This window comes from Streptomyces sp. NPDC058650 (assembly GCF_042717315.1).
Taxonomy (GTDB): domain Bacteria; phylum Actinomycetota; class Actinomycetes; order Streptomycetales; family Streptomycetaceae; genus Streptomyces.
The window spans coordinates 214,945-234,706 of the sequence record NZ_JBHXRL010000003.1 but is presented as its reverse complement, the minus strand read 5'-3'; the positions used below and the strand labels follow the sequence as shown (position 1 = coordinate 234,706).

Here is a 19,762-nt window from a genome sequence, read left to right as displayed (position 1 = left end):
TTTGACAGATGCCGTACTACGATGAGTATCGTACGAGCATCCTTCGAGGTCCCCGAAACGGAGTCCGCCATGAGCGTCGCCCTGTTCCAGCCCTACACCCTGCGTTCGCTGACCGTGCCCAACCGGGTCTGGATGGCGCCCATGTGCCAGTACTCGGCCGAGATGACCGGACCGAACGCGGGTGTGGCCGGCGACTGGCACTTCGCCCACTACGCCTCCCGGGCCACCGGCGGCGCCGGGCTCATCCTCGTCGAGGCGACCGCCGTCGCCCCCGAGGGCCGGATCAGCCCGGCGGACCTCGGCCTGTGGAACGACACCCAGACGGAGGGGCTGCGCCGGATCGCGGGCTTCCTCAAGGAGCACGGCACCGTGCCCGGCATCCAGATCGGTCACGCCGGACGCAAGGCCTCGACCAACCGCCCCTGGCAGGGCCGCGGCCCCGTCGCGCCGGGCGGACCCGGCTGGCAGCCCGTCGGTCCCAGCCCGGTCGCCTTCGACGAGGGGTACCCGGTGCCGACCGAGCTGACCGTCGAGCGGATCCACGAGATCACCGGTCAGTTCGCGGACGCGGCCCGCCGCGCGCTGGACGCCGGCTTCGAGGTCGTCGAGGTGCACGGCGCCCACGGTTACCTCATCGGCGAGTTCCTCTCCCCGCACAGCAACCACCGCACCGACGAGTACGGCGGCTCCTTCGAGAACCGGACCAGGCTCGCCCTGGAGGTCGTCGACGCGGTACGGGCCGTGTGGCCCGAGGAGCTGCCGGTCTTCTTCCGGATCTCCGCCACCGACTGGCTGGAGGAGCAGGGCTGGACGGCCGACGAGACCGTACGGTTCGCGGCGCTGCTGCGCGAGCACGGCGTCGACCTCCTCGACGTCTCCAGCGGCGGCAACGGCGGTCCTGCGCGGATCCCCGTGGGTCCGGGCTACCAGGTGCCGTTCGCCGCCCGGGTCAAGGCGGAGACCGGACTGCCGGTGGCCGCCGTCGGTCTGATCACCGAGAGCGACCAGGCCGAGAAGATCCTCGCCAACGGCGAGGCCGACGCGGTCCTCCTCGGCCGCGAGCTGCTCCGCGACGCCTCTTGGGCCCGCCGCGCGGCCCGCGAACTCGGCGCGGAGATCCAGGCCCCGGCGCCGTACGCCTGGGCGATCTGAGACGCCCCGCGGCGGCCCGAGTCGAGCCTCCGGGGCTCCAGGGCTCCGGGCCTTCCAGGGCGCCGCGGGTGTGTCCGGGGGCCGTTGTCAGTGGCCGGGTGCAGACTGGCCCGTATCCCGCGACAACGGCGTCCTGGAGGTAGCAGCCATGCCCGACGTACTCCTCACCGTAGGCACCCGCAAGGGGCTCTTCATCGGCCACCGGCACGACAACCGATGGGAGTTCGACGATCCGGCGTTCCCCGCGCAGGCCGTCTACTCGGTCGCGATCGACACCCGAAGGGCTGCCCCGCGCCTGCTCGTGGGCGGGGACAGCGCCCACTGGGGGCCGTCCGTCTTCCACTCCGACGACCTCGGCAAGAGCTGGACCGAGCCGGCACGGCCCGCGGTGAAGTTCCCCGAGGACACCGGGGCCTCGCTGGAGCGCGTCTGGCAGCTGCACCCGGCACCCGCGCACTCCCCCGACGTCGTGTACGCGGGGACCGAACCGGCGGCGCTGTTCCGCTCCGCGGACGGTGGGGAGTCCTTCGACCTCGTCCGCCCGCTCTGGGAGCATCCCACCCGCTCGCGCTGGGTGCCCGGTGGAGGCGGCGAGGCCGTGCACACCGTCGTCACCGACCCTCGCGACCCGGACGCGCTGACCGTCGCGGTGTCGACCGCGGGGGTGTTCCGCTCACGTGACGGCGGGGCCGCGTGGGCGCCGTCCAACCACGGGGTGTCCGCGGTCTTCCTGCCCGACCCGGACCCGGAGTTCGGGCAGTGCGTGCACAAGATCGCCCAGGACGCGGGCGACAAGGACCGGCTGTACCTGCAGAACCACTGGGGCGTGTTCCGCAGCGACGACGCGGGCGGCAGCTGGTCCGACATCGGCGCCGGACTCCCCTCCGACTTCGGCTTCGCGGTCGCCGCCCACCCGCACCGCCCGGACACCGCCTACGTGTTCCCCATCGCGGCGGACTCCGACCGCGTCCCCGCGGGCCGCCGCTGCCGGGTCTACCGGACGAGCGACGCGGGGGCCACCTGGGAGCCGCTGACCCGCGGGCTGCCCGAGGGCGACCACTACGGCACGGTGCTGCGGGACGCGCTCTGCACGGACGACGCGGACCCGGCGGGCGTCTACTTCGGCAACCGCAACGGCGAGCTGTACGCGAGCGCCGACGACGGGGAGAGCTGGCGACTCCTGGCGGAGCACCTTCCGGACGTGCTCTGCGTCAGAGCGGCGGTGATCTGAGGACCCCGCCCCGCGGCGGCACGGGTCAGGGCAGACGCCAGTCCACGGGCTGGGCGCCCTGTTCCAGGAGGAGGTCGTTGGCGCGGCTGAAGGGGCGGGAGCCGAAGAAGCCGCGGTCCGCGGACATCGGGGACGGGTGCGCCGACTCGATCGCCGGGAGGTTTCCGAGAAGCGGCCGGGCGTTGCGGGCGTCCCTGCCCCACAGGATGGACACCAGGGGCTTGCCCCGGGCGGCCAGGGCGCGGATGGCCTGCTCGGTCACCTCTTCCCAGCCCTTGCCACGGTGGGCGGCCGGCTTGCGCGGGGCCGTGGTCAGTGCCCTGTTCAGGAGGAGGACGCCCTGACGGGTCCAGGGGGTCAGATCGCCGTTCGACGGCCGGGGCAGACCGAGGTCGGTGTTCAGCTCGCGGTAGATGTTCTCCAGGCTGCCCGGAAGCGAGCGGATCTCGGGGGCGACCGCGAAGCTGAGTCCGATCGCCATCCCCGGCGTCGGATAGGGATCCTGACCCACGATCAGGACCCGCACGTCGTCGAAGGGCTGCTGAAAGGCCCGCAGGACGTTCGGCCCGGACGGCAGGTACGTCCGGCCCGCGGCGATCTCCGCGCGCAGGAAGTCGCCCATCTCCGCCACACGGCCCGCGACGGGGCTCAGAGCCTCCGCCCAGCCGGGCTCCACCAGTTCGTTCAAGGGTCGCGCTGTCACGGTCCGTCACTCTACCGGCCTACAGTGACACCCCGGTCCGGCCCGGCCCCCGGGCCACCCCCTAGACTCCCGCCACTCGCCTGCCCCTTGTCGCCCTCACGCCAGGACGGTGCACCGTGGATTCCGTGAACGAACCGCCCGTGGACGATCCCTCCGAGGGGCTGGTCGTCGGCGTCGACTCCGGCGGCTCGGGATTGCGGATCGCCCTCGCCGAGGCGGCGAGCGGCACGGTCCTCGACACCCTCGCCTCGCGGGAGCCGGTCCGGACCGGACCGGGCGGAATCTCGGCGGCTCACTTCCTGGAGCAGGTCGTCCCTGCCGTCCGCGCACTGCGGGAGCGCGCCGCGACGGGGGCCGCCGCCGGCCGGCCGGTCCTCGCCGTGGCCGTGGGCGCCGCCGGAATGGCGACGCTCGGGGACGAGCTGCGGGCGGAACTCCCCGGCGCCTTCGCCGCGGCCTGGGGCGTGCGACGCCTCGCGCTCGCGGCCGACGCCGTCACCGCGTACACCGGGGCGCTCGGGCAGAGGCCCGGCGTGGTCGTCGCGGGCGGCACGGGGATGATCGCGCTCGGTACGGATCTGGCGGCCTGGCGCCGGGCCGACGGCTGGGGGCACCTCCTGGGCGACTGCGGCAGCGGCGCCTGGATCGGCCGGGCGGGCCTGGAGGCGGCGATGCGCGCCCACGACGGGCGGCGCGGCGGTTCGGCGGCGCTCCTGGCCCGGGCCGAGAAGCTGTTCGGGCCGGCGGGGGGCCTGCCGGGCGCCCTGTACCCCCGTACCGACCGACCTGCCGTGCTCGCCTCCTTCGCCCCGGAGGTGGGGGCCTGCGCCACCGCCGGTGACCCGGTCGCGGCGGACATCCTCGTCCGGGCCGCGGAGCACGTCGCGGACGCCGCCGAGGCCGTGTGTCCGGCGGACCCCGGGGCCCTGGTCGCCCTGACGGGTGGCCTCTTCAAGATGGGCGACCCCCTCCTCGTACCCCTGCGGGCCGCGCTCGCGGAGCGGATCCCGCACGCCCGCGCGGTGGCCCCCGCGGGTGATCCGCCGGCCGGGGCGGTCGCCCTCGCCTCGGCGCTCGCCACCGGCACGCTGCGGCTGCCGGAGGACCCGTCGCTGCTGCGCCTGTTCGACGGCGATACGGCGGAGACGACGGCATCCGCCCAGGTCGGGGGTGGTGCGGAGGGAAGGACCCGGCCCGGAGCGGACGCGGAGACCGGACATACGGGGACACACGGCGCGTGATCGCACCTCACCGAACAGCGTGGCCGACGAAACCAGTAGCATGCGGCGCCATGAGCTCCCCCACTGGGCCTGCTTCCGGCCTGCCTGTACGAATGCCTCGACCGCGCCAGTCCGGGCGGCACCGTCGCCCCGAACCCGCGGCGGCGCCCGAGGGCGCTCCCGCGCTGGTTCTCGCCGTTCCCGGTGCGCCGTCGGCCGCCATACGCTCGCTGGCCGAAGAGGTCGTGAGCATCGCCCGCTCGGAGCTGCCCGGCCTGGAGGCCGCGATCGGTTTCCTCGACGGCGACGACATCGAGTACCCCGCGCTCGCGTCCGTGCTCACGGCCGTGGACGCGCTCCGCACCCAGCGGTACCACCTGGGCGTGGCCGCAGGCCGTGAGGTCGCCGCCCCGACCGGTCCCGCCGCGGTCGTGGTCCCGCTGCTCGCGGGCCCGGACAGCGCCCTGATGCGCCAGGTGCGCCAGGCCGTCATGGACAGCGGCAACACCGCCGAGCTGACCGAGGTCCTCGGTCCGCACCCGCTGCTCGCCGAGGCGTTGCACGTGCGCCTGTCCGAGGCGGGGCTCGCCCGTGCCGACCGCGCCCGGCTGTTCACGGTGGCGACGGCCGCCGACGGCATCATCCTGGCCACGGTCGGCGGCGAGGAGGCCGTGCAGGCCGCCGGGATCACCGGCATGCTGCTCGCCGCGCGCCTCGCGGTGCCGGTGATGGCCGCCGCGCTCGACCAGGAGGGTTCGATCGCCTCCATCGCCGAGCAGCTGCGCGCCGCGGGTTCGGCCCAGCTGGCCCTCGCGCCGTACCTGATCGGCCCGGAGCTGGCCGAGGGTCTGCTCGACGAGGCCTCGAAGGAGGCCGGGTGCGCCGCCGCCGAGCCGCTGGGGGCCTACCCGGCGATCGGCAAGCTGGTGCTCTCGCAGTACACCTCGGCGTTGGGGATCCCGCCGCAGCAGCCGCAGGGCCCGCCGTCGCTCTGAGGCGCAGCACGAGGAGAAGGGGCCCGCACCGGAAGCATCCGGAACGGGCCCTTTCTCGCGTACGGACCTGGCCGCAGGGTCGCGTACGGCCCTGGCCGCAGGCTGGCGATCAGAGCCGAAGGTTCGCGTACGGGTCAGCGGAAGGCTCGCGTACGGGTCAGCCGAAGACGACGCAGGAGGCCGCCGGGGCTTCGATGGCGCCCGCTCGGACCGGTACGCCGGTCTCCGGGTCGAGGTCGAACCAGGTGACGTCACCGGAGCGCTCGTTGGCCGCGTACAGCCGCCGTCCGGAGGGGTCGAGGGTCAGGTCACGGGGCCAGGCGCCCCCGCAGGGCACGGTGGCGACCAGATCGGCCTTCGCGCCGTCCGGGTCGAGGGCGAGGACGGCGAGGGTGTCGTCGCCGCGGACGGCGGCCCACAGGAAGCGGCCGTCGGGGGACGCGACGACCTCGGACGGGTAGCTGGGGCCCGTGGTGCCCTCGGGGACGACGGAGGTCTCGCCGAGCGGTTCGAGGACGCCCTCCGCGGCGTGCCAGCGGCAGACGGTGAGGGTGGGCTCCAGCTCGTTCAGGACGTAGGCGTGGCCGCCCGTCGGGTGGAAGGCGAGGTGGCGCGGGCCGGTGCCGGGGCGCAGCGCGGTCTCGCGGTGGAGGGTGAGCGCCCCGGTCGCGGGATCGAGCGCACAGATCCGTACGGAGTCGGTCCCGAGGTCCACGCTGACGACCCAGCGGCCGGAGGGGTCGGGGAGCACCTGATGGGCGTGGGGGCCGCTCTGGCGGCCGGGGACGGTGCCGTGGCCCTCGTGCCGCAGGACGGCCGTGGCGGGGCGGGGAGTGCCGTCCGCGGCCAGCGGCAGGACGGTGACGCTGCCGGAGGTGTAGTTGGCCGTGAGGAGGTGGCCGGCGGCGAGGGCGAGATGGGTGGGGCCCGCGCCGTCGACGGAGACGGGTTCGCCGAGCGGCCGGGGTACGGGGCCGGCGACGTCGAAGGCGGCGACGGCGCCGGGCTCGGTCTCGGAGACCGCGTGGAGCACGGGGCCGGCGAGGGCGAGGAAGGAGGGGTCGGCGACGGCGTCACTGGCGCCGGTGACGGTCAGCGCGCCCGTCGCCCCGTCGACGTCGGCGGCGAGGACGCCGAGACCGCCCGCCGAGGTGAACGACCCGATGTACGCCCGCGGCGCGCTCCGGCCCTGTACCGCCTCTGTGTCGCCCATGGCGCCTCCCCTGTCGCGGGGCCGGTCACGGACGACCGGCCGTCGTCCGGCCGACGGTAGCAGGCGGTCTAGACCAACCTCCTCCGGTCCGGCGCGGACGCGCCACGTCGGGCCGCTGGGACCAGCGGGGCGCGCGGGGAGGTGCGCAGCGGCGGCGCCGCCAGGTCGACGAGGGCCTGGTCCCGTCCGTGCAGGTGCCCGAGGGCGGCCTCGGCGCGGGGGGTGTCAGGAACGGGCCATCCAGGTGCTCGGCTGGGTCCGCAACGGAGCATCCAGCTCCGTGAGGACGCGAGCGAGCCCGCTCGCGTGCGCGAGGGCGGGCACGCCCGCGTGAGCCTCGCCTTCGGCCCGGAGGTGCGGATCCGTCGCGACCGCGGCTCCACTGCGCGAGGTGAGGGCCTCCACGGCGGCTTCGACCCGCCAACAGGCCGCGGCCAGGCGAGCGTCGTGACTGGCATCCGGGTCGGCGGCCACATCGACCAGGCCTCGGACCTCGCCTGCGGCTTCGTCGAGCAGCGTCAGGACCCGGCGTGCTCGCTGCTTCCTGGCCAGGAACGGGTTCAGGGGATGCACCAGGGGGGCGAGTGACAGCCGTACCCGGCCGAGCAGGGACTCCAGCTCGGCGGCATGCGGCGTGGGGTCCGCTGTCGCCTCGCCGGCGAGGCGACGGACCGACGCGGATGTGGCCGACCGCACGCAGAGCAGTGCTCGCTGGATCCACGCGTCGTTCGTCGTGTGGGTCCGCACCGGAAGGACCAGGGTCACGGCGAGACCGGCGCACAGCGCGCCGACACCCGTCTCCGCCACGCGCAGGAGGAGCAGCGAGCCGTCCAGCACCCCCAGCAGGCCGTAGAGGAGGCTCGCCATCACGGTGACGGCGAGGATCATCCAGCTGTACGAGACCGCGGCGGTGTAGAAGATCCCGAAGACGCACGCGGCGACCAGGACGGCTGTGGCTGCGGGCGCACCGCCGAGCGGGATGGCCACGAGGAATCCGCCGGCGATGCCGGTGACGGTGCCGAGGACGCGGCGGAAGCCGCGGACGAGCGTCTCGCCGCGCGAGGCGGTGTTGACGAAGATCCACCAGACGGTGCCGACGGCCCAGTACCAGCGCTCCTCCGAGAGGAACTGGCCCACCACGAGGGCCACGCCGGACGCCACGGCGACCTGGACCGCCTGGCGCGTGGTCGCGCGGGCCAGCCCCCTGCCCGGAAGCGCCGCAGGCACCGCAGGCGGCGGGACGCGCCGCTCGATGGGCCAGACCAGGAAGCGGACGGCCGCCGCCGCGCCCAGAGCGACGCCGGTGGCCGCGTACAGCTCGGGGAGCTGGGCGGGGAGCGCGTGCAGGAACTGCGTCACGAAGAACTGCATGAAGGCGAAGATGCCGAGCGCGTGCCCGCGAGGTCCCCAGCGGCGGGCGTAGACGCCGGCGAACACCACGAGCAGCCAGGCCGCGTCCCGGAGGAGCGGCGCGGCATGGAGAAGGGTCGCGAGTGCGAGGACGGGGAAGCCGACGGCCGGCAGCAGGGCGGTGGTGACGGCCTGGCGCCGCACGGTGGGGTCACCCACGGTGAAGAGCGCGAGGAGAGCGGCGAGACCGGCCGTGATGGAGGCGGTGAGTGAGAAGCCGAGGAGTTCGGCCAGGGCGACCGCGAGCGTGATGCCGAGAACGGCACGGAGCGAGACCCTGAGCCGGACGAGCCCCGGGTCCGGGGCCATGAAGTACTTCTGCACGGCGGCCAATCCCGCCCCCCTTGTTCCTGATCCTCGCCGCACGCGAGACTCCCCGGGGGTGGTGGGGGCTCGGACACGACGGAAGCACCGCGGGCCGGTCCGGCCTCGTCGCCGGACGGCGCTGCGCGGCGCCGAAGGTATGTGATGCCTACAAGAATAGCCCCCAAGGGGTACATCGGCTCAACAGGTGAACGTACGGGTGGGCCAATGGCCCATCCCCACGGACGATCACGTGGCCAGAGGCGGCCATTGGCCCACACGGTCTACGAGCATCCCGCCGAGTCCCGCCCTGCCCACGCGTACGCGTCCGCCGCCCTGAACAGGGTCTCGCCGCACGACCATCTTGTGCGGCGGACCTCTCCTCCCTCCACGCCGACCTGCACATTGGAGCCCTCTTGCCCATGCGGACAAGCATCACGCGCCCGATATCCCTGCTGTTGTCGACCGCGCTCGCTGCCGCGACGCTCACCGGCTGCGCGTTGATGGAGCTCGCCAGGGACTGCGAGGGGACCGACGACAGGGTGAAGGAGGTGGCCGCACTCGACATCCTCGACTCCCGGCCCGCAGGCGCCACCGTCGCCCGGGGTCTCGAGGAGGTCGACGCCGGCTGCTGGGCGGACAGCGGCGATGTCGCGGTGTACGCCGACCGGACGTACGCCTTCCCCGGCACACAGGCCGAAGTGGCCGCACATTACCGGGCGGCGGCGGTACGCGACGGATGGAACCCGAACCCCGAGGCCTTGCCCGACGACCTGGATTTCGTCAGAGACGACATGGTCCTGCAGGTCGTCTTCCTCACTGCCGAGCGCCTCGCGAAGGGCGGTCACGGGAAACGCCCCGACCTCACCACCGGGGCCGGCTACTCGATCAGCGTCAACGCGTTCCTGGACAGCGGCGTCGAGGCAAGCCGTTAGGGGATCGGCGTCACCGGCCGGTTCTCCGCCGTCGACGGCCTGATCACCGACGTGGTCAGGGGGACGCCGTGAGTGGCGTAGTGTTGTACCTACCGACGCGGGGTGGAGCAGCTCGGTAGCTCGCTGGGCTCATAACCCAGAGGTCGCAGGTTCAAATCCTGTCCCCGCTACTGAAGTGACATGAGGCCCGGATCCTGTGGATCCGGGCCTCATGCGTGCACCGGCGGGCCTGTTACTCCGCGAGGCACGTACACCCACGGACGACATCACCGGCCCCGCCACCTGGCAGCACCTCCTCACCAGCAGCTGACCCCCGCCACCCACCGAGGCCCCGTCCGCCTGGGCGGACGGGGCCCCGGACGAAGGAGGCCGAGTGTCGGCACATGTCGTCGGGGGTCAGGTGAGGGCGAGGAGGCCGACGGCGAGGGCGGCGGTGCCCAGGCCGGCGAGCTGGCCCCGGTGGATGCGTTCGCCGAGCACGCTACGGGCCAGCAGGACGGTACCGGCCGGGTAGAGGGCGGTGATCACCGCGACGACCGCGAGGTCGCCGTCGCGGGCGGCGAGGAGGAACATGAGGTTCGCCAGCGAGTCCAGCACGCCCGCCCCCGCCGACATCGCGTACGCGGGCCGCTCGGAGCCGAGCTTGCGGTACATCAGCGCGGCCGCGGCCAGGGTGACGGCCGAGGAGACCGCCCGGCCGACGATCAGCGGGGCCACGCCGCTGTCGGACGGCGCCTGATGGAGGAAGATCAGTTGCAGAGCGATGGCGGCGCCCGCGCCGAGGGCCAGCAGCAGCGCCGTGCGCGACGGGCGTGCCGACCCGCTGCCGTGACCGGCGCTGACCAGGACCACCGCGGCAAGCGCGAGGGGCAGGCCGATCAGTCCGGCGGCGCCCAGTCGCTCGCCCTGGAGCAGGCCCACGCCCACGGGCAGCATGGCGGATATCAGCGCGGTGACGGGCGAGAGCACGTTCATCGGGCCGATCGCCAGGGTGCGGTAGAGCAGGGCGAACGCCGCGGCCGAGGCGACCCCGGACGCGGCGCCCCAGACGACGGCACCGCCGCTGAAGTCGGCACCGAGGAACGGCCACAGCAGCAGCTCGACCGCGAGCGAGGCCGGGGCCGCGATCATCACGGTGCGCAGCACGTGCGCCTTGCGGGCGCCGAGGCCGCCGAGGAAGTCGGCGCACCCGTAGGCGAGGGAGCTGCCCAGGGCCAGCAGCAGAGCGATCACGGTACGTACATCCCTTACTATCTCAATGGAACGACTGAACCATACAACGGATCGACCGAGGCGTGTCCATCAAACGACCGCACGGTCATTGCAGTGGTCCACTGGTGACGATGAGGATGGATGGTGACCGGATGGCCGAGACGGCCTCAGCCCTGCGGACGCTCGCGCACAACGTCAGGGCGGCCCGGACCCGCGCCGGCCTGTCCCTGGACGAGCTCGGCCGGCGTGCCCAGGTCAGCAAGGGCGCCCTGGTGGGCCTGGAGAAGGCCCAGGGCAACCCCAACTTCGCCACCCTGGTGCGGCTGGCCGACACCCTCGGCGTCTCGGTGTCCGCGCTGATGGAAGGACCGGCCGAGGACCGCGTCCGCGTCGTGGCCGCCGACGCCGTCATGCCGCTGTGGACGGGAGCGCACGGAGGCGAGGCCCGTCTGATGCTGACGACCTCGGGCCCGGCCCCCGTCGAGGTCTGGCGCTGGAAGCTCGAACCTGGCGAGGAGTACCCGAGCCACCCCCATCAGGCCGGGGTCGTCGAGACCGTGAGCGTCACCGCCGGCCGGATGACCCTGGTCGTCGACGGCGCCGAGCATCCGGTCGAGGCGGGTCAGACCGCCGCCTTCGACGGCGACGCCCCCCACACCTACCGGGGCGCCGGTACGGAGACCTGCCTGCTGATCATGACGGTCCACCTCCCGCCCGGCCCGGCCTCCCGGGTCTGACCCGGCCGCCCTTCTCGCGAGGCCGAGGTCAGCGTCCGTACATGCCGCGGCAGAGGTCTGCGGCGCCCATCGGGGCTCCGATCTCCTGGGCCTGTCGGCAGAGCCGACGCATCTCGGGGGCCTGACCGGTCACCGGCTGCCGCGGACGTGGACGCGCGGCAGGCTGCGGCGCGGACCGGGGCTTCGGGCTCGGGCCGGTCCTCCGGGCGGGCCTCTCGGCCGGCTTCGGCGTCCGCCGCTCCGTCGCCGTGCCCGGCGTCTTCCCCGGTGCCGCACAGCGAACGGGCGCCGGCGCCTCCGGCCGCGGGGCGGCGCGGTCCACGGTCGGCGCACGCTCCGCGGGGGCGGCCTTCGCGGGCGGGCGGCCGGGGCGCGGCTCGGTGACGGCGAGGTGCTCCCGGGGCGGGGCCTGGGTGGGCTCCGGCCATGCCGGGAGTGCGGCGGGCCGGCGTTCGGCGGCGGGGGCGAGCTCGGCGGGCCGGGCCGGTGCGCTCGGGGCCGGGGCCTCGGGGACGGCCACGCATCCGCTGGTGAGGAGCGCGGCGAGGAGAGCGACCATCGCTCGGCGGGTGTTCATGGGGCTCACGCTGCCCCAGCCTGGCCGGGGCCCGCGCGCCGGACGGACCGGATCCACCGTGACGAGTGACGAGGGACGACAGGCGTGACGCTACGGGCCGGCGGCGGCGAGTGGCGCGGGTGTGACAGCGGACCGCGTCCCTCCGTCGGGACGGCCCCGCCCCGCCCGGGCGGCGAGAGCCCGGCCCCGCCCCGGCCCGGCCCCGGCCGGAGCCCGGCGTGCGCCGGGCGGTGGGGCGTCGCGATAGGTTCGGGGGACGTGCAGCGGGGTCGCCGAGCGCCCCGGCCGATCACCCCCGGGAGCCCCAGGTGCACACCCTCGTCTACGACGACATCACGACCGCCGCCGACCGCGTCGCCGGCCACGTCCGGCCCGTCGCCCTCGCCGGGCCCACGGAGCCCGGCGGCGTCCACCTCGCGCTGGAGCTGATGCAGCACACCGGCTCGTTCAAGGCGCGCGGCGCGCAGAACTTCCTGCTCGCGCACCGCGAGGCCGGCACCCTCCCGGACGCCGGTGTCACGATCGCCTCCGGCGGCAACGCCGGGCTGGCCTGCGCCTGGGCCGCCGCGCGGCAGGGCGTCCCCGCCACCGTCTTCCTGCCGACCACCGCGCCCCGGGTGAAGGTGGCCCGCCTCCGCCAGTACGGCGCGGACGTCCGCCTGGTCGGTACGGAGTACGCCGAGGCCCTCGCCGCCTGCGAGGAGTTCGCCCGAACGACCGGGGCGCTCGCCTCGCACGCGTACGACCATCCGCTGATCGCCGCCGGCGCGGGCACCCTTCTCGACGAGATCCGCCGGAACGTCCCCGGTCTCGACACCGTCGTCGTCGCGGTCGGCGGCGGCGGACTCTTCGCCGGGGTCGCCACCGCGGCCGGGCACCACGGCATCCGTACCGTCGCCGTCGAACCCGAGAACTGCCGCGCCCTCGACGCCGCCGTCCAGGCCGGGCGGCCGGTCGACGTCACCGTCGACTCCGTCGCCGCCGACTCCCTCGGCGCCCGGCGCGCCTCCGCCACCGCCGTGCGGGCGGCCCAGCAGGACGGCGTCCGCTCCGTCCTCGTACCCGACGCCGCGATCGTCCGCGCCCGGCAGGCCCTGTGGGACGACCGCAGGCTCGCCGTCGAGCACGCCGCCGCCACCGCCCTGGCCGCCGTGGCCCATCCCGCTGCGGACGTCCTCGGCGCCGGGTACCGCCCGGCGCCCGACGAGACGGTCTGCGTGATCCTCTGCGGCGCCAACACCGACCCCACGGACCTCGTGGCTCCCTAGGGCCCTGTCCAGCTGATCATCGCGGACCCCCTGGAGGGTTCCTTCGATCGGTGGGCACTCGCGGACGCGTCGCCGCCGGTGGCACACTGGCGCGTCGATCCGCCGAAGGAGCACGTCGTGTCCATGATCCAGCGTCTGCGCAGAGCCGTCCGTCTGACGTACCGGCGTGCCGTGGACCTCAGCCACCCGGCCCGCTCCCCGCTCGGCAGCGCGGTCGTCAACTGCGTGGTCTACATCGACGGCGTACGGCGCAGCGGGCGCGGGTCGGCCGAGGAGGCCCTGCGGCAGGTCCGCAAGGCCGGCGACGGGTTCGTCTGGATCGGTCTGCACGAGCCGGACGAGACGGAGTTCACGGGGCTCGCCGAGCTCTTCGGGCTGCACCCGCTGGCGGTGGAGGACGCGGTCAACGCCCATCAGCGGCCGAAGGTGGAGGAGTACGACGGCGTGCTCTTCGCCGTCTTCAAGACCGTCCGCTACGTCGAGCACGAGGAACTCACCTCCACCAGCGAGGTCGTGGACTCGGGCGAGCTGATGGCCTTCGTCGGGCCCGACTTCGTCATCACCATCCGGCACGGCGGCCACGGCTCCCTCGGCCCGCTGCGCGAGGCCCTGGAGGACCTGCCCGAGCAGCTGGCCAAGGGGCCATCCGCCGTGCTGCACGCGATGGCGGACCACGTGGTGGACGACTACCTCGCCGTCGCGGACGCCGTGCAGGACGACCTCGACGCGATCGAGAGCGCGGTCTTCTCCGAGCAGGCGGACCGCCGGGACGCGGGGCGGATCTACCAGCTCAAGCGCGAACTCCTCGAACTCAAGCGGGCCGTGACGCCGCTGGCACGGCCGCTCCAGCACCTCGCCACCCACCCGATGCCGCTGATCGACCCGGACATCAGGGCGTACTTCCGCGACGTGACCGACCATCTCGCCCGGGTCGCGGAGCAGGTCACGTCCTTCGACGCGCTCCTCGACTCGATCCTCCAGGCCCATCTCGCGCAGGTGACGGTCGCCCAGAACGAGGACATGCGCAAGATCACCGCCTGGGCCGCGATCGTCGCCGTCCCCACCATGGTCTGCGGCGTCTACGGCATGAACTTCGAGCACATGCCCGAGCTGCGCTGGACCTACGGCTACCCACTGGTCCTCGGCGTCATCGCCACGGCCTGCGTCGTCATCCACCGGGGCTTCCGCCGCAACGGCTGGCTCTGACGGCGGGACGTCGTGTGGGCGAGGCGGGCCCGTCGGGGCATCGTCGCAGGCCACGCCCTGGGTAGAGTCGAGATCCCGATGACTGGACCGTGGGAGCGAAGGAGGCCGACCGGCCATGGCGGTGGACGAACTCGACACCCGCATCCTGCGGCTCCTCATCGAGCAGCCGCGTACGAGCGTGCGCGAGTACGCGCGGATCCTGAGCGTGGCGCGGGGCACCGTGCAGGCGCGGATCGACCGTCTGGAGCGGGACGGGGTGATCACGGCGACCGGGCCCGTCCTCTCCCCCGCCGCTCTGGGGCACCCCGTGCTCGCCTTCGTCCACGTCGAGGTGACGCAGGGCCATCTCGACGAGGTCGGTGACGCGCTCGCGGGCGTCCCGGAGATCGTGGAGGCCTTCTCGATCACCGGCGGCGGGGATCTGCTGACCCGGGTGGTGGCCCGGGACGCCGGGCACCTGGAGGACGTCATCCAGCGGCTGATCCAGGTGCCGGGGGTGGTCCGCACCCGGACCGAGATCGCGCTGCGCGAGCGGGTGCCGCACCGGCTGCTGCCCCTGGTCGAGGCGATCGGCCGCCGGTCCGGCACGGGGTGAGCACGCCCGCGCCGGTCCGGCACGGGGTGAGCACGCCACGACCAGCACCTTGTGGATTCCTCCAACAAGACTGGCGGATGCGCCGAGAAACGTCTTGATTCGTTGTAGACGGGAACCCGCACGACCTACCGTGGCGCATATGCAGTCCTACACCATCGGGCAGGCGGCGCGTCTCCTGGGCGTCAGCCCCGACACCGCACGACGCTGGGCCGACGCGGGCCGGGTCGCGACCCAGCGCGACGAGAGCGGCCGGCGGCTCATCGACGGCCGCGACCTCGCCGCCTTCTCGATCGAGATCGCCCAGAGCGGCACGGACGACGAGGACGATTCGTACACGTCCGCCCGGAACGCGTTCCCCGGGATCGTGACCGCCGTCAAGCTCGGCGACATCGCCGCACAGGTCGAGATCCAGGCGGGCCCGCACCGCCTCGTGTCCCTCCTCACCCGCGAGGCGGTCGAGGAGCTGGGCCTTGAGGTCGGCATGCGGGCGACCGCCCGGGTGAAGTCGACCAGCGTCCACATCGACCGCACCTGATCCACGGCCTCCGGGGCGCCACGCCCGGTCTCCCGCAGCGACCGGCCGGACCCCCGGAACTCCTCGTGGGGGCTGTCCGCGTCCGGGGGGACGGACAGCCCCCACCTCCACCTGCTCCCAGGGAACACCGATGACACGCCTCCGCGTCCGCCCCTCAGGTCACGGCCCGCGCACGCCCCTCGTCCTCATCGTCCCCGCGCTGCTCGCCGTGGCGTTCCTGGTCCTGCCCCTCGTCGGTGTCCTGGCCCGTACGGAGTGGGGCGCCTTCGGTGCGCACCTGACGGATCCCGGCACCGTGCAGGCGCTGAAGCTGTCGCTGGTCGTCTCCTTCTGGGCGCTCGGTCTGTCGCTGCTGCTCGGCGTCCCGCTGGCCTGGCTGCTCGCGCGGGTGCCGTTCCGCGGCAAGGCGATCGTCCGTTCCCTCGTCCTGCTGCCCATGGTGCTGCCGCCGACGGTCGGCGGTGTGGCGCTGCTGCTCGCGTTCGGGCGGCGCGGGCTCCTGGGGCCCTGGCTGGAGTCCACGTTCGGCGTCACGCTCCCCTTCCACACCTCGGGCGCGGTCGTCGCCGCGACCTTCGTGGCGATGCCGTTCCTCGTCATCAGCCTGGAGGGCGCGCTCGGCGGACTGCGCCCCCGTTACGAGGAGACGGCGGCGTCCCTCGGCGCCTCGCCGGTGCGGGTGTTCTTCACCGTCACCCTGCCGATGGTCGCCCCGGGGCTCCTCGCGGGCGCCGCGCTGACCTGGGCACGGGCGCTGGGCGAGTTCGGCGCCACCATCACCTTCGCCGGAAACCTGCCCGGCACCACCCAGACCCTGCCGCTCCAGGTGTACCTGCTGCTCCAGGAGGAGCCCGAGGCGGCGACCTCCGTCTCGCTGCTGCTGCTCGTCATCGCCATGGCCGTCCTCGTCGCCCTGCGCGGCCGCTGGACGGGCACGCCGGCGTCGCCCCGGCGGACCGCACCCGCCGCCGAGCCCAGCCCCGCCCCGGAGCCCGGTCCCGCTTCCGAAGCCGGTCCCACCCCCGAGCGCGCCTCCGAACAGCCCGCCTCCGAGTCCGGCGTCGCAGCCGGTCCTCAGCCGGGCGGCGGGCGCTGGGCGCTGCGGGCCGAGGTCGGCGGCTTCACCGAGCTGGCCCTGGACGCCGACCCCGGCACCACGATCGCCGTCGTCGGACCCAACGGCGCCGGGAAGACGACCCTGCTCCGGGCCCTCCTCGGCCTCACCCCGCGCGCCCACGCCACGCTGCGGCTCGGCGACACCGACGTGACCGATCTGCCCCCGCACCGGCGGCAGGTGGCCTGGGTGCCTCAGGACGGCGCGCTGTTCCCGCATCTGTCCGCGCTCTCGAACACCGCATACGGCCTGCGGGCTCGCGGCGTTCCCCGTGCCGAGGCCCGGCGGGCCGCCCAGGCCTGGCTCGACCGGCTCGGCGTGGGGCAGCTGGCGCACCGCCGTCCCGCGCAGCTCTCCGGCGGCCAGGCCCAGCGGGTCGCCCTCGCCCGCGCGCTGGCCGCCCGCCCCCGGCTGCTGCTCCTCGACGAGCCGCTCGCCGCGCTCGACCAGACCACCCGTGCCCATGTGCGGCACACCCTGCGCAGCCATCTCGCCGGGTTCGGCGGTGTCTGTCTGATCGTCACCCACGACCCCGTGGAGGCCGTCTCCCTCGCCGACCGGGTCCTCGTCCTCGAGGGAGGCCGCACCCTCCAGGACGCCTCCCCCGGCGAGGTGTCGCGCCACCCCCGGTCGCCGTGGGTCGCCCGGATGCTCGGCAGCAACGCGTGGCCGGGGGCCGCGACCGCCGAAGGGCTGTCGCTCGACGGGGGCGGTGCCCTGGTCGCCGCCGAACCGCCGCCGCCCGGCACGCGGGCGCTCGCGATCATCGCGCCCGAGGCGGTGGCCGTGCACCGCGAGAAGCCGGGCGGCAGTCCCCGTAACGTCTGGCCCGGAACCGTACGGGAGATCACCGCGAGCGGCAGTCGGCTGCGGGTCCTGGTGACCTCCGACCGGGCACCGGACCTCGTCGCCGAGATCACCCCGCAAGCGGCGGCCGAGTTGGGGCTCGCGGACGGGGTGCCGGTCTGGACGGGGGTCAAGGCGACCGAGGTGACCGTCGTGACGCTTTGACCGTCGGGACGCCCTGATCGTCGGGACGCCCTGACGGCCAGACCGTCGGGACGCCCTGGCCGTGGTGACGTCCTGACGCTCAGACCGTTCGGACGCCCTGGCCGTGGTGGCGTCCTGACGCTCAGACCGTCGGGACGTCCTGGCCGCTCGCGTCGCGGCGTTCGGCGGGCCCCTGACCTCAGCGGGTGGTCCGCGTACGGGCCATGAGGACCGCCACGTCGTCCTGGGCCGGGCCCGCGAGCAGCCTCGCGAGGACCTCGTCGCACAGGGTGTCCAGCGGCCGGTCCAGGTCCCGGAGTGCCCGGGCGAGCTGGCTCATCCCCTGGTCGAGGTCCCGGTCGCGGGCCTCGATGAGGCCGTCCGTGTAGAGCACGAGCAGGCCGCCCTCGGGCAGGGCGACCTCTTCCGTACCGAAGTCGTGGGCTCCGGTGCCCAGCGGGGTGCCGGGTGGGCCTTCGAGGAAGGTGATGGTGCCGTCCGGGGTGGCGATCGCGGGTGGCGGGTGCCCGGCGCGGGCGATGACCCAGCTTCCGGTCGCCGGGTCGTGGACGGCGTACACGCAGGTGGCCATCTCGTCCTCGCCGAGGTCGGCCACGACGGCGTCGAGCGAGCTGAGCATCCGGGCCGGGGGGATGTCGTGGCGGGCCAGGGTCCTTACGGCGGTGCGCAGTTGGCCCATGACGGCCGCCGCGTGGATACCGTGGCCCATGACGTCGCCGATGACCAGGCCCGTCCTGCCGCCGGGGAGGGTGATCACGTCGAACCAGTCGCCGCCGACGTCATGGGCGCTCGCGGGCAGGTAGCGGCCGGTGAGTTCCAGTCCGGTGACGGCGGGCAGCGCGCTGTTGGTGAGGCTGCGCTGGAGCGTGAGGGCCGCCTCCCGCTGGGTGGTGTAGAGGCGGGCGTTGTCGATGTTGAGGGCGGCGCGGGCCACGACCTCGTCGATGAGGACGCAGTCCTGCGCGTCGAACGGCTCACGGGTCCGCAGCCGCGTCACGGTGACCGCGCCGAGCACCTGCCCCCTGGCCACGAGGGGGACGAGGCGCGCCGAGCCGATGCGGGTCGCGAAGTAGGTGCGGAGCGCCTCGGTGCGCGGGTCGGTGAAGAGTTCCGGGAGGTCGGAGGTGTAGAGGTTCGTGGGTCTCCCCCGGGCGACGACCCGCTCGTACACGGAGTCCAGCGGGAGCTGGAAGGTCTGGCCCGCGACGAGCAGCGAGGTGGGGGCGGTCGGGTCGGGGAAGCCTGCCGCGAGACGGCGCAGCACTCCTCGCGTGGAGCCGGCCGGGTCGTCCGGTTCGAGGACCGATTCCAGCATCTGTACGTCGGCGGAGTCGGCGAGCTGGGGCACGAGGAAGCTCACCACCTCCTCGGCCGTCTGGTCCAGGTCGAGCGTCGTGCCGATCCGGGCGCCGGCCTCGGCGAGCAGGGCGAAGCGGTGTCTGGCCCGCTCGACCTCGATGTGCGCCTCCTGGCTCTCGGTGATGTCGACGAGGGAGGCGATGAGCCCGAGGGGCTCCTCGGCGCGGTCGCTGAGGGGCGCGTACGAGCAGGACCAGATGTGGTCGCGGCCGGGGTCGGCGGGCGTGCGGCCGACCCTGCGGGCGTCGACGACGGCGGTTCCGCTGTCGAGGACCTGGCGCATGAGGGATTCGAGCACGGTGGCGTTGACGCCGGGCACGACCTCGGTGAGACGGCGGCCGACATGGGCGGCGGACGGTACGCCGTTCATCCGGGCGAGGGCGTCGTTGACACGAAGGAAGCGCAGGTCGGGGCCGAGGAGGGCGAGGCCGATGGGCGACTGGGTGAAGAGGCTCTCCAACGCCGCGAGGTTCTCCCGCATGCGCAGGACCTCGGAGGTCTCCACCGCGATGAGCATGGCGCCGGGACGCCCCTCCGGGTCGGCGGCGGGCACGATCCACATCTCCATGGCGACGGTGTGGCCGTCGCGGTGGCGGACGGGGAGCGTGCCGACCATGGTCTCGCCGGACTGGACGCGCCGGGTGAGCCGCTCGGCCAGTTCGCGGTTGGCGTCCGGCACGAGGAGCGGTGTGGCGAGGCGCCCGAGCACGTGCTCGGGCCGATGGCCGAGCAGGTCCTGGGCGGCGAGGGACCATTCGACGACGCGACCCTCGGCGTCCTCCCGCCAGAGGGCGATGGGCAGCAGTTCGCGGAGCACGCCCGCGTCCCCGACGGCCGCCCGGGGCGGCTGCGGAACCCTGCTCGACGACTGATGAGTCTCCAACGCATCGACCTACGCATCGGCCTGGCCCCAGAGGGCAATCCCTATCGAATCACCCTAGCGGAGTCGATGACGGCGGGCTCTGCGCAGTGCGGCCGTCCGATGG

Annotated in this window: 17 protein-coding genes and 1 tRNA gene; 12 read left to right on the top strand and 6 right to left on the bottom strand. The window is 74.2% G+C overall.

Features of this window, described 5'->3' with window-relative positions; translation table 11 throughout:
* Nucleotides 1–69 precede the first annotated feature (69 nt).
* The gene (locus ACFWWU_RS07160; RefSeq protein WP_384140156.1) at nt 70–1,152 is read left to right on the top strand and encodes an NADH:flavin oxidoreductase/NADH oxidase; all 1,083 of its coding nucleotides are present in this window, start codon (nt 70–72) and stop codon (nt 1,150–1,152) included.
* Between the two features lie 148 nt (nt 1,153–1,300).
* Nucleotides 1,301–2,383, top strand: a complete 1,083-nt coding sequence (locus tag ACFWWU_RS07155) for a WD40/YVTN/BNR-like repeat-containing protein (protein ID WP_384140153.1) — start codon at nt 1,301–1,303, stop codon at nt 2,381–2,383.
* Between the two features lie 25 nt (nt 2,384–2,408).
* Here ACFWWU_RS07155 and ACFWWU_RS07150 read toward each other — a convergent pair whose 3' ends face one another.
* Nucleotides 2,409–3,086 carry a uracil-DNA glycosylase gene (locus tag ACFWWU_RS07150; RefSeq protein WP_384140151.1) on the bottom strand — a complete coding sequence of 226 codons (678 nt, stop codon included), beginning with the start codon at nt 3,084–3,086 and terminating at the stop codon, nt 2,409–2,411.
* A 116-nt stretch (nt 3,087–3,202) separates the two neighbouring features.
* Between ACFWWU_RS07150 and ACFWWU_RS07145 the strand changes: the two genes are divergently transcribed.
* Both ACFWWU_RS07145 and ACFWWU_RS07140 read left to right on the top strand, forming a co-directional pair.
* Nucleotides 3,203–4,327, top strand: coding sequence for an N-acetylglucosamine kinase (locus ACFWWU_RS07145; protein WP_384140148.1), 1,125 nt, complete (start codon nt 3,203–3,205; stop codon nt 4,325–4,327).
* Nucleotides 4,328–4,377: 50 nt separating this feature from the next.
* A complete protein-coding gene (locus ACFWWU_RS07140) occupies nt 4,378–5,301 on the top strand; it encodes a sirohydrochlorin chelatase (RefSeq protein ID WP_384140145.1) in 924 nt (307 codons plus the stop codon).
* A 157-nt stretch (nt 5,302–5,458) separates the two neighbouring features.
* Here the strand turns inward: ACFWWU_RS07140 and ACFWWU_RS07135 are convergent, their stop codons facing one another.
* On the bottom strand, nt 5,459–6,514 hold the full coding sequence (locus tag ACFWWU_RS07135) for a lactonase family protein (protein WP_384140142.1): 1,056 nt from the start codon (nt 6,512–6,514) through the stop codon (nt 5,459–5,461).
* A gap of 225 nt (nt 6,515–6,739) precedes the next feature.
* On the bottom strand, nt 6,740–8,233 hold the full coding sequence (locus ACFWWU_RS07130) for an FUSC family protein (protein ID WP_384140643.1): 1,494 nt from the start codon (nt 8,231–8,233) through the stop codon (nt 6,740–6,742).
* Between the two features lie 416 nt (nt 8,234–8,649).
* Here ACFWWU_RS07130 and ACFWWU_RS07125 point away from each other — a divergent pair, with 416 nt between their 5' ends.
* Both ACFWWU_RS07125 and ACFWWU_RS07120 read left to right on the top strand, forming a co-directional pair.
* On the top strand, nt 8,650–9,162 hold the full coding sequence (locus ACFWWU_RS07125; RefSeq protein ID WP_384140139.1) for a hypothetical protein: 513 nt from the start codon (nt 8,650–8,652) through the stop codon (nt 9,160–9,162).
* Between the two features lie 96 nt (nt 9,163–9,258).
* Nucleotides 9,259–9,332, top strand: a tRNA-Met gene (locus ACFWWU_RS07120).
* A gap of 226 nt (nt 9,333–9,558) precedes the next feature.
* On the opposite strand, the gene ACFWWU_RS07115 is transcribed toward ACFWWU_RS07120, so the two are convergent.
* Nucleotides 9,559–10,395, bottom strand: a complete 837-nt coding sequence (locus tag ACFWWU_RS07115) for an EamA family transporter (protein ID WP_384140136.1) — start codon at nt 10,393–10,395, stop codon at nt 9,559–9,561.
* A gap of 131 nt (nt 10,396–10,526) precedes the next feature.
* Between ACFWWU_RS07115 and ACFWWU_RS07110 the strand changes: the two genes are divergently transcribed.
* The gene (locus ACFWWU_RS07110) at nt 10,527–11,111 is read left to right on the top strand and encodes a helix-turn-helix domain-containing protein (protein WP_384140640.1); all 585 of its coding nucleotides are present in this window, start codon (nt 10,527–10,529) and stop codon (nt 11,109–11,111) included.
* A gap of 28 nt (nt 11,112–11,139) precedes the next feature.
* Here the strand turns inward: ACFWWU_RS07110 and ACFWWU_RS07105 are convergent, their stop codons facing one another.
* The gene (locus ACFWWU_RS07105; RefSeq protein WP_384140133.1) at nt 11,140–11,688 is read right to left on the bottom strand and encodes a hypothetical protein; all 549 of its coding nucleotides are present in this window, start codon (nt 11,686–11,688) and stop codon (nt 11,140–11,142) included.
* 308 nt (nt 11,689–11,996) lie between these two features.
* On the opposite strand from ACFWWU_RS07105, the gene ACFWWU_RS07100 reads away from it, so the two are divergent.
* The 5 genes from ACFWWU_RS07100 (at nt 11,997) to ACFWWU_RS07080 (ending at nt 17,417) form a co-directional block, all read left to right on the top strand.
* On the top strand, nt 11,997–12,956 hold the full coding sequence (locus tag ACFWWU_RS07100) for a serine/threonine dehydratase (RefSeq protein ID WP_384140130.1): 960 nt from the start codon (nt 11,997–11,999) through the stop codon (nt 12,954–12,956).
* Nucleotides 12,957–13,079: 123 nt separating this feature from the next.
* Nucleotides 13,080–14,162 (top strand): magnesium and cobalt transport protein CorA, encoded by a 1,083-nt coding sequence (locus ACFWWU_RS07095; RefSeq protein WP_384140637.1) that lies wholly within the window; start codon nt 13,080–13,082, stop codon nt 14,160–14,162.
* A 115-nt stretch (nt 14,163–14,277) separates the two neighbouring features.
* Complete coding sequence (locus ACFWWU_RS07090) at nt 14,278–14,757, top strand: Lrp/AsnC family transcriptional regulator (protein ID WP_384140128.1); 480 nt, start codon at nt 14,278–14,280, stop codon at nt 14,755–14,757.
* A gap of 139 nt (nt 14,758–14,896) precedes the next feature.
* Nucleotides 14,897–15,292, top strand: coding sequence for a molybdopterin-binding protein (locus tag ACFWWU_RS07085; protein ID WP_384140126.1), 396 nt, complete (start codon nt 14,897–14,899; stop codon nt 15,290–15,292).
* Between the two features lie 130 nt (nt 15,293–15,422).
* Nucleotides 15,423–17,417 carry an ABC transporter permease gene (locus ACFWWU_RS07080; RefSeq protein WP_384140123.1) on the top strand — a complete coding sequence of 665 codons (1,995 nt, stop codon included), beginning with the start codon at nt 15,423–15,425 and terminating at the stop codon, nt 17,415–17,417.
* Nucleotides 17,418–17,595: 178 nt separating this feature from the next.
* Here ACFWWU_RS07080 and ACFWWU_RS07075 read toward each other — a convergent pair whose 3' ends face one another.
* Nucleotides 17,596–19,659: a SpoIIE family protein phosphatase gene (locus ACFWWU_RS07075; protein WP_384140120.1), complete on the bottom strand. Its 2,064-nt coding sequence runs from the start codon at nt 19,657–19,659 to the stop codon at nt 17,596–17,598.
* Between the last annotated feature and the right edge of the window lie 103 nt (nt 19,660–19,762).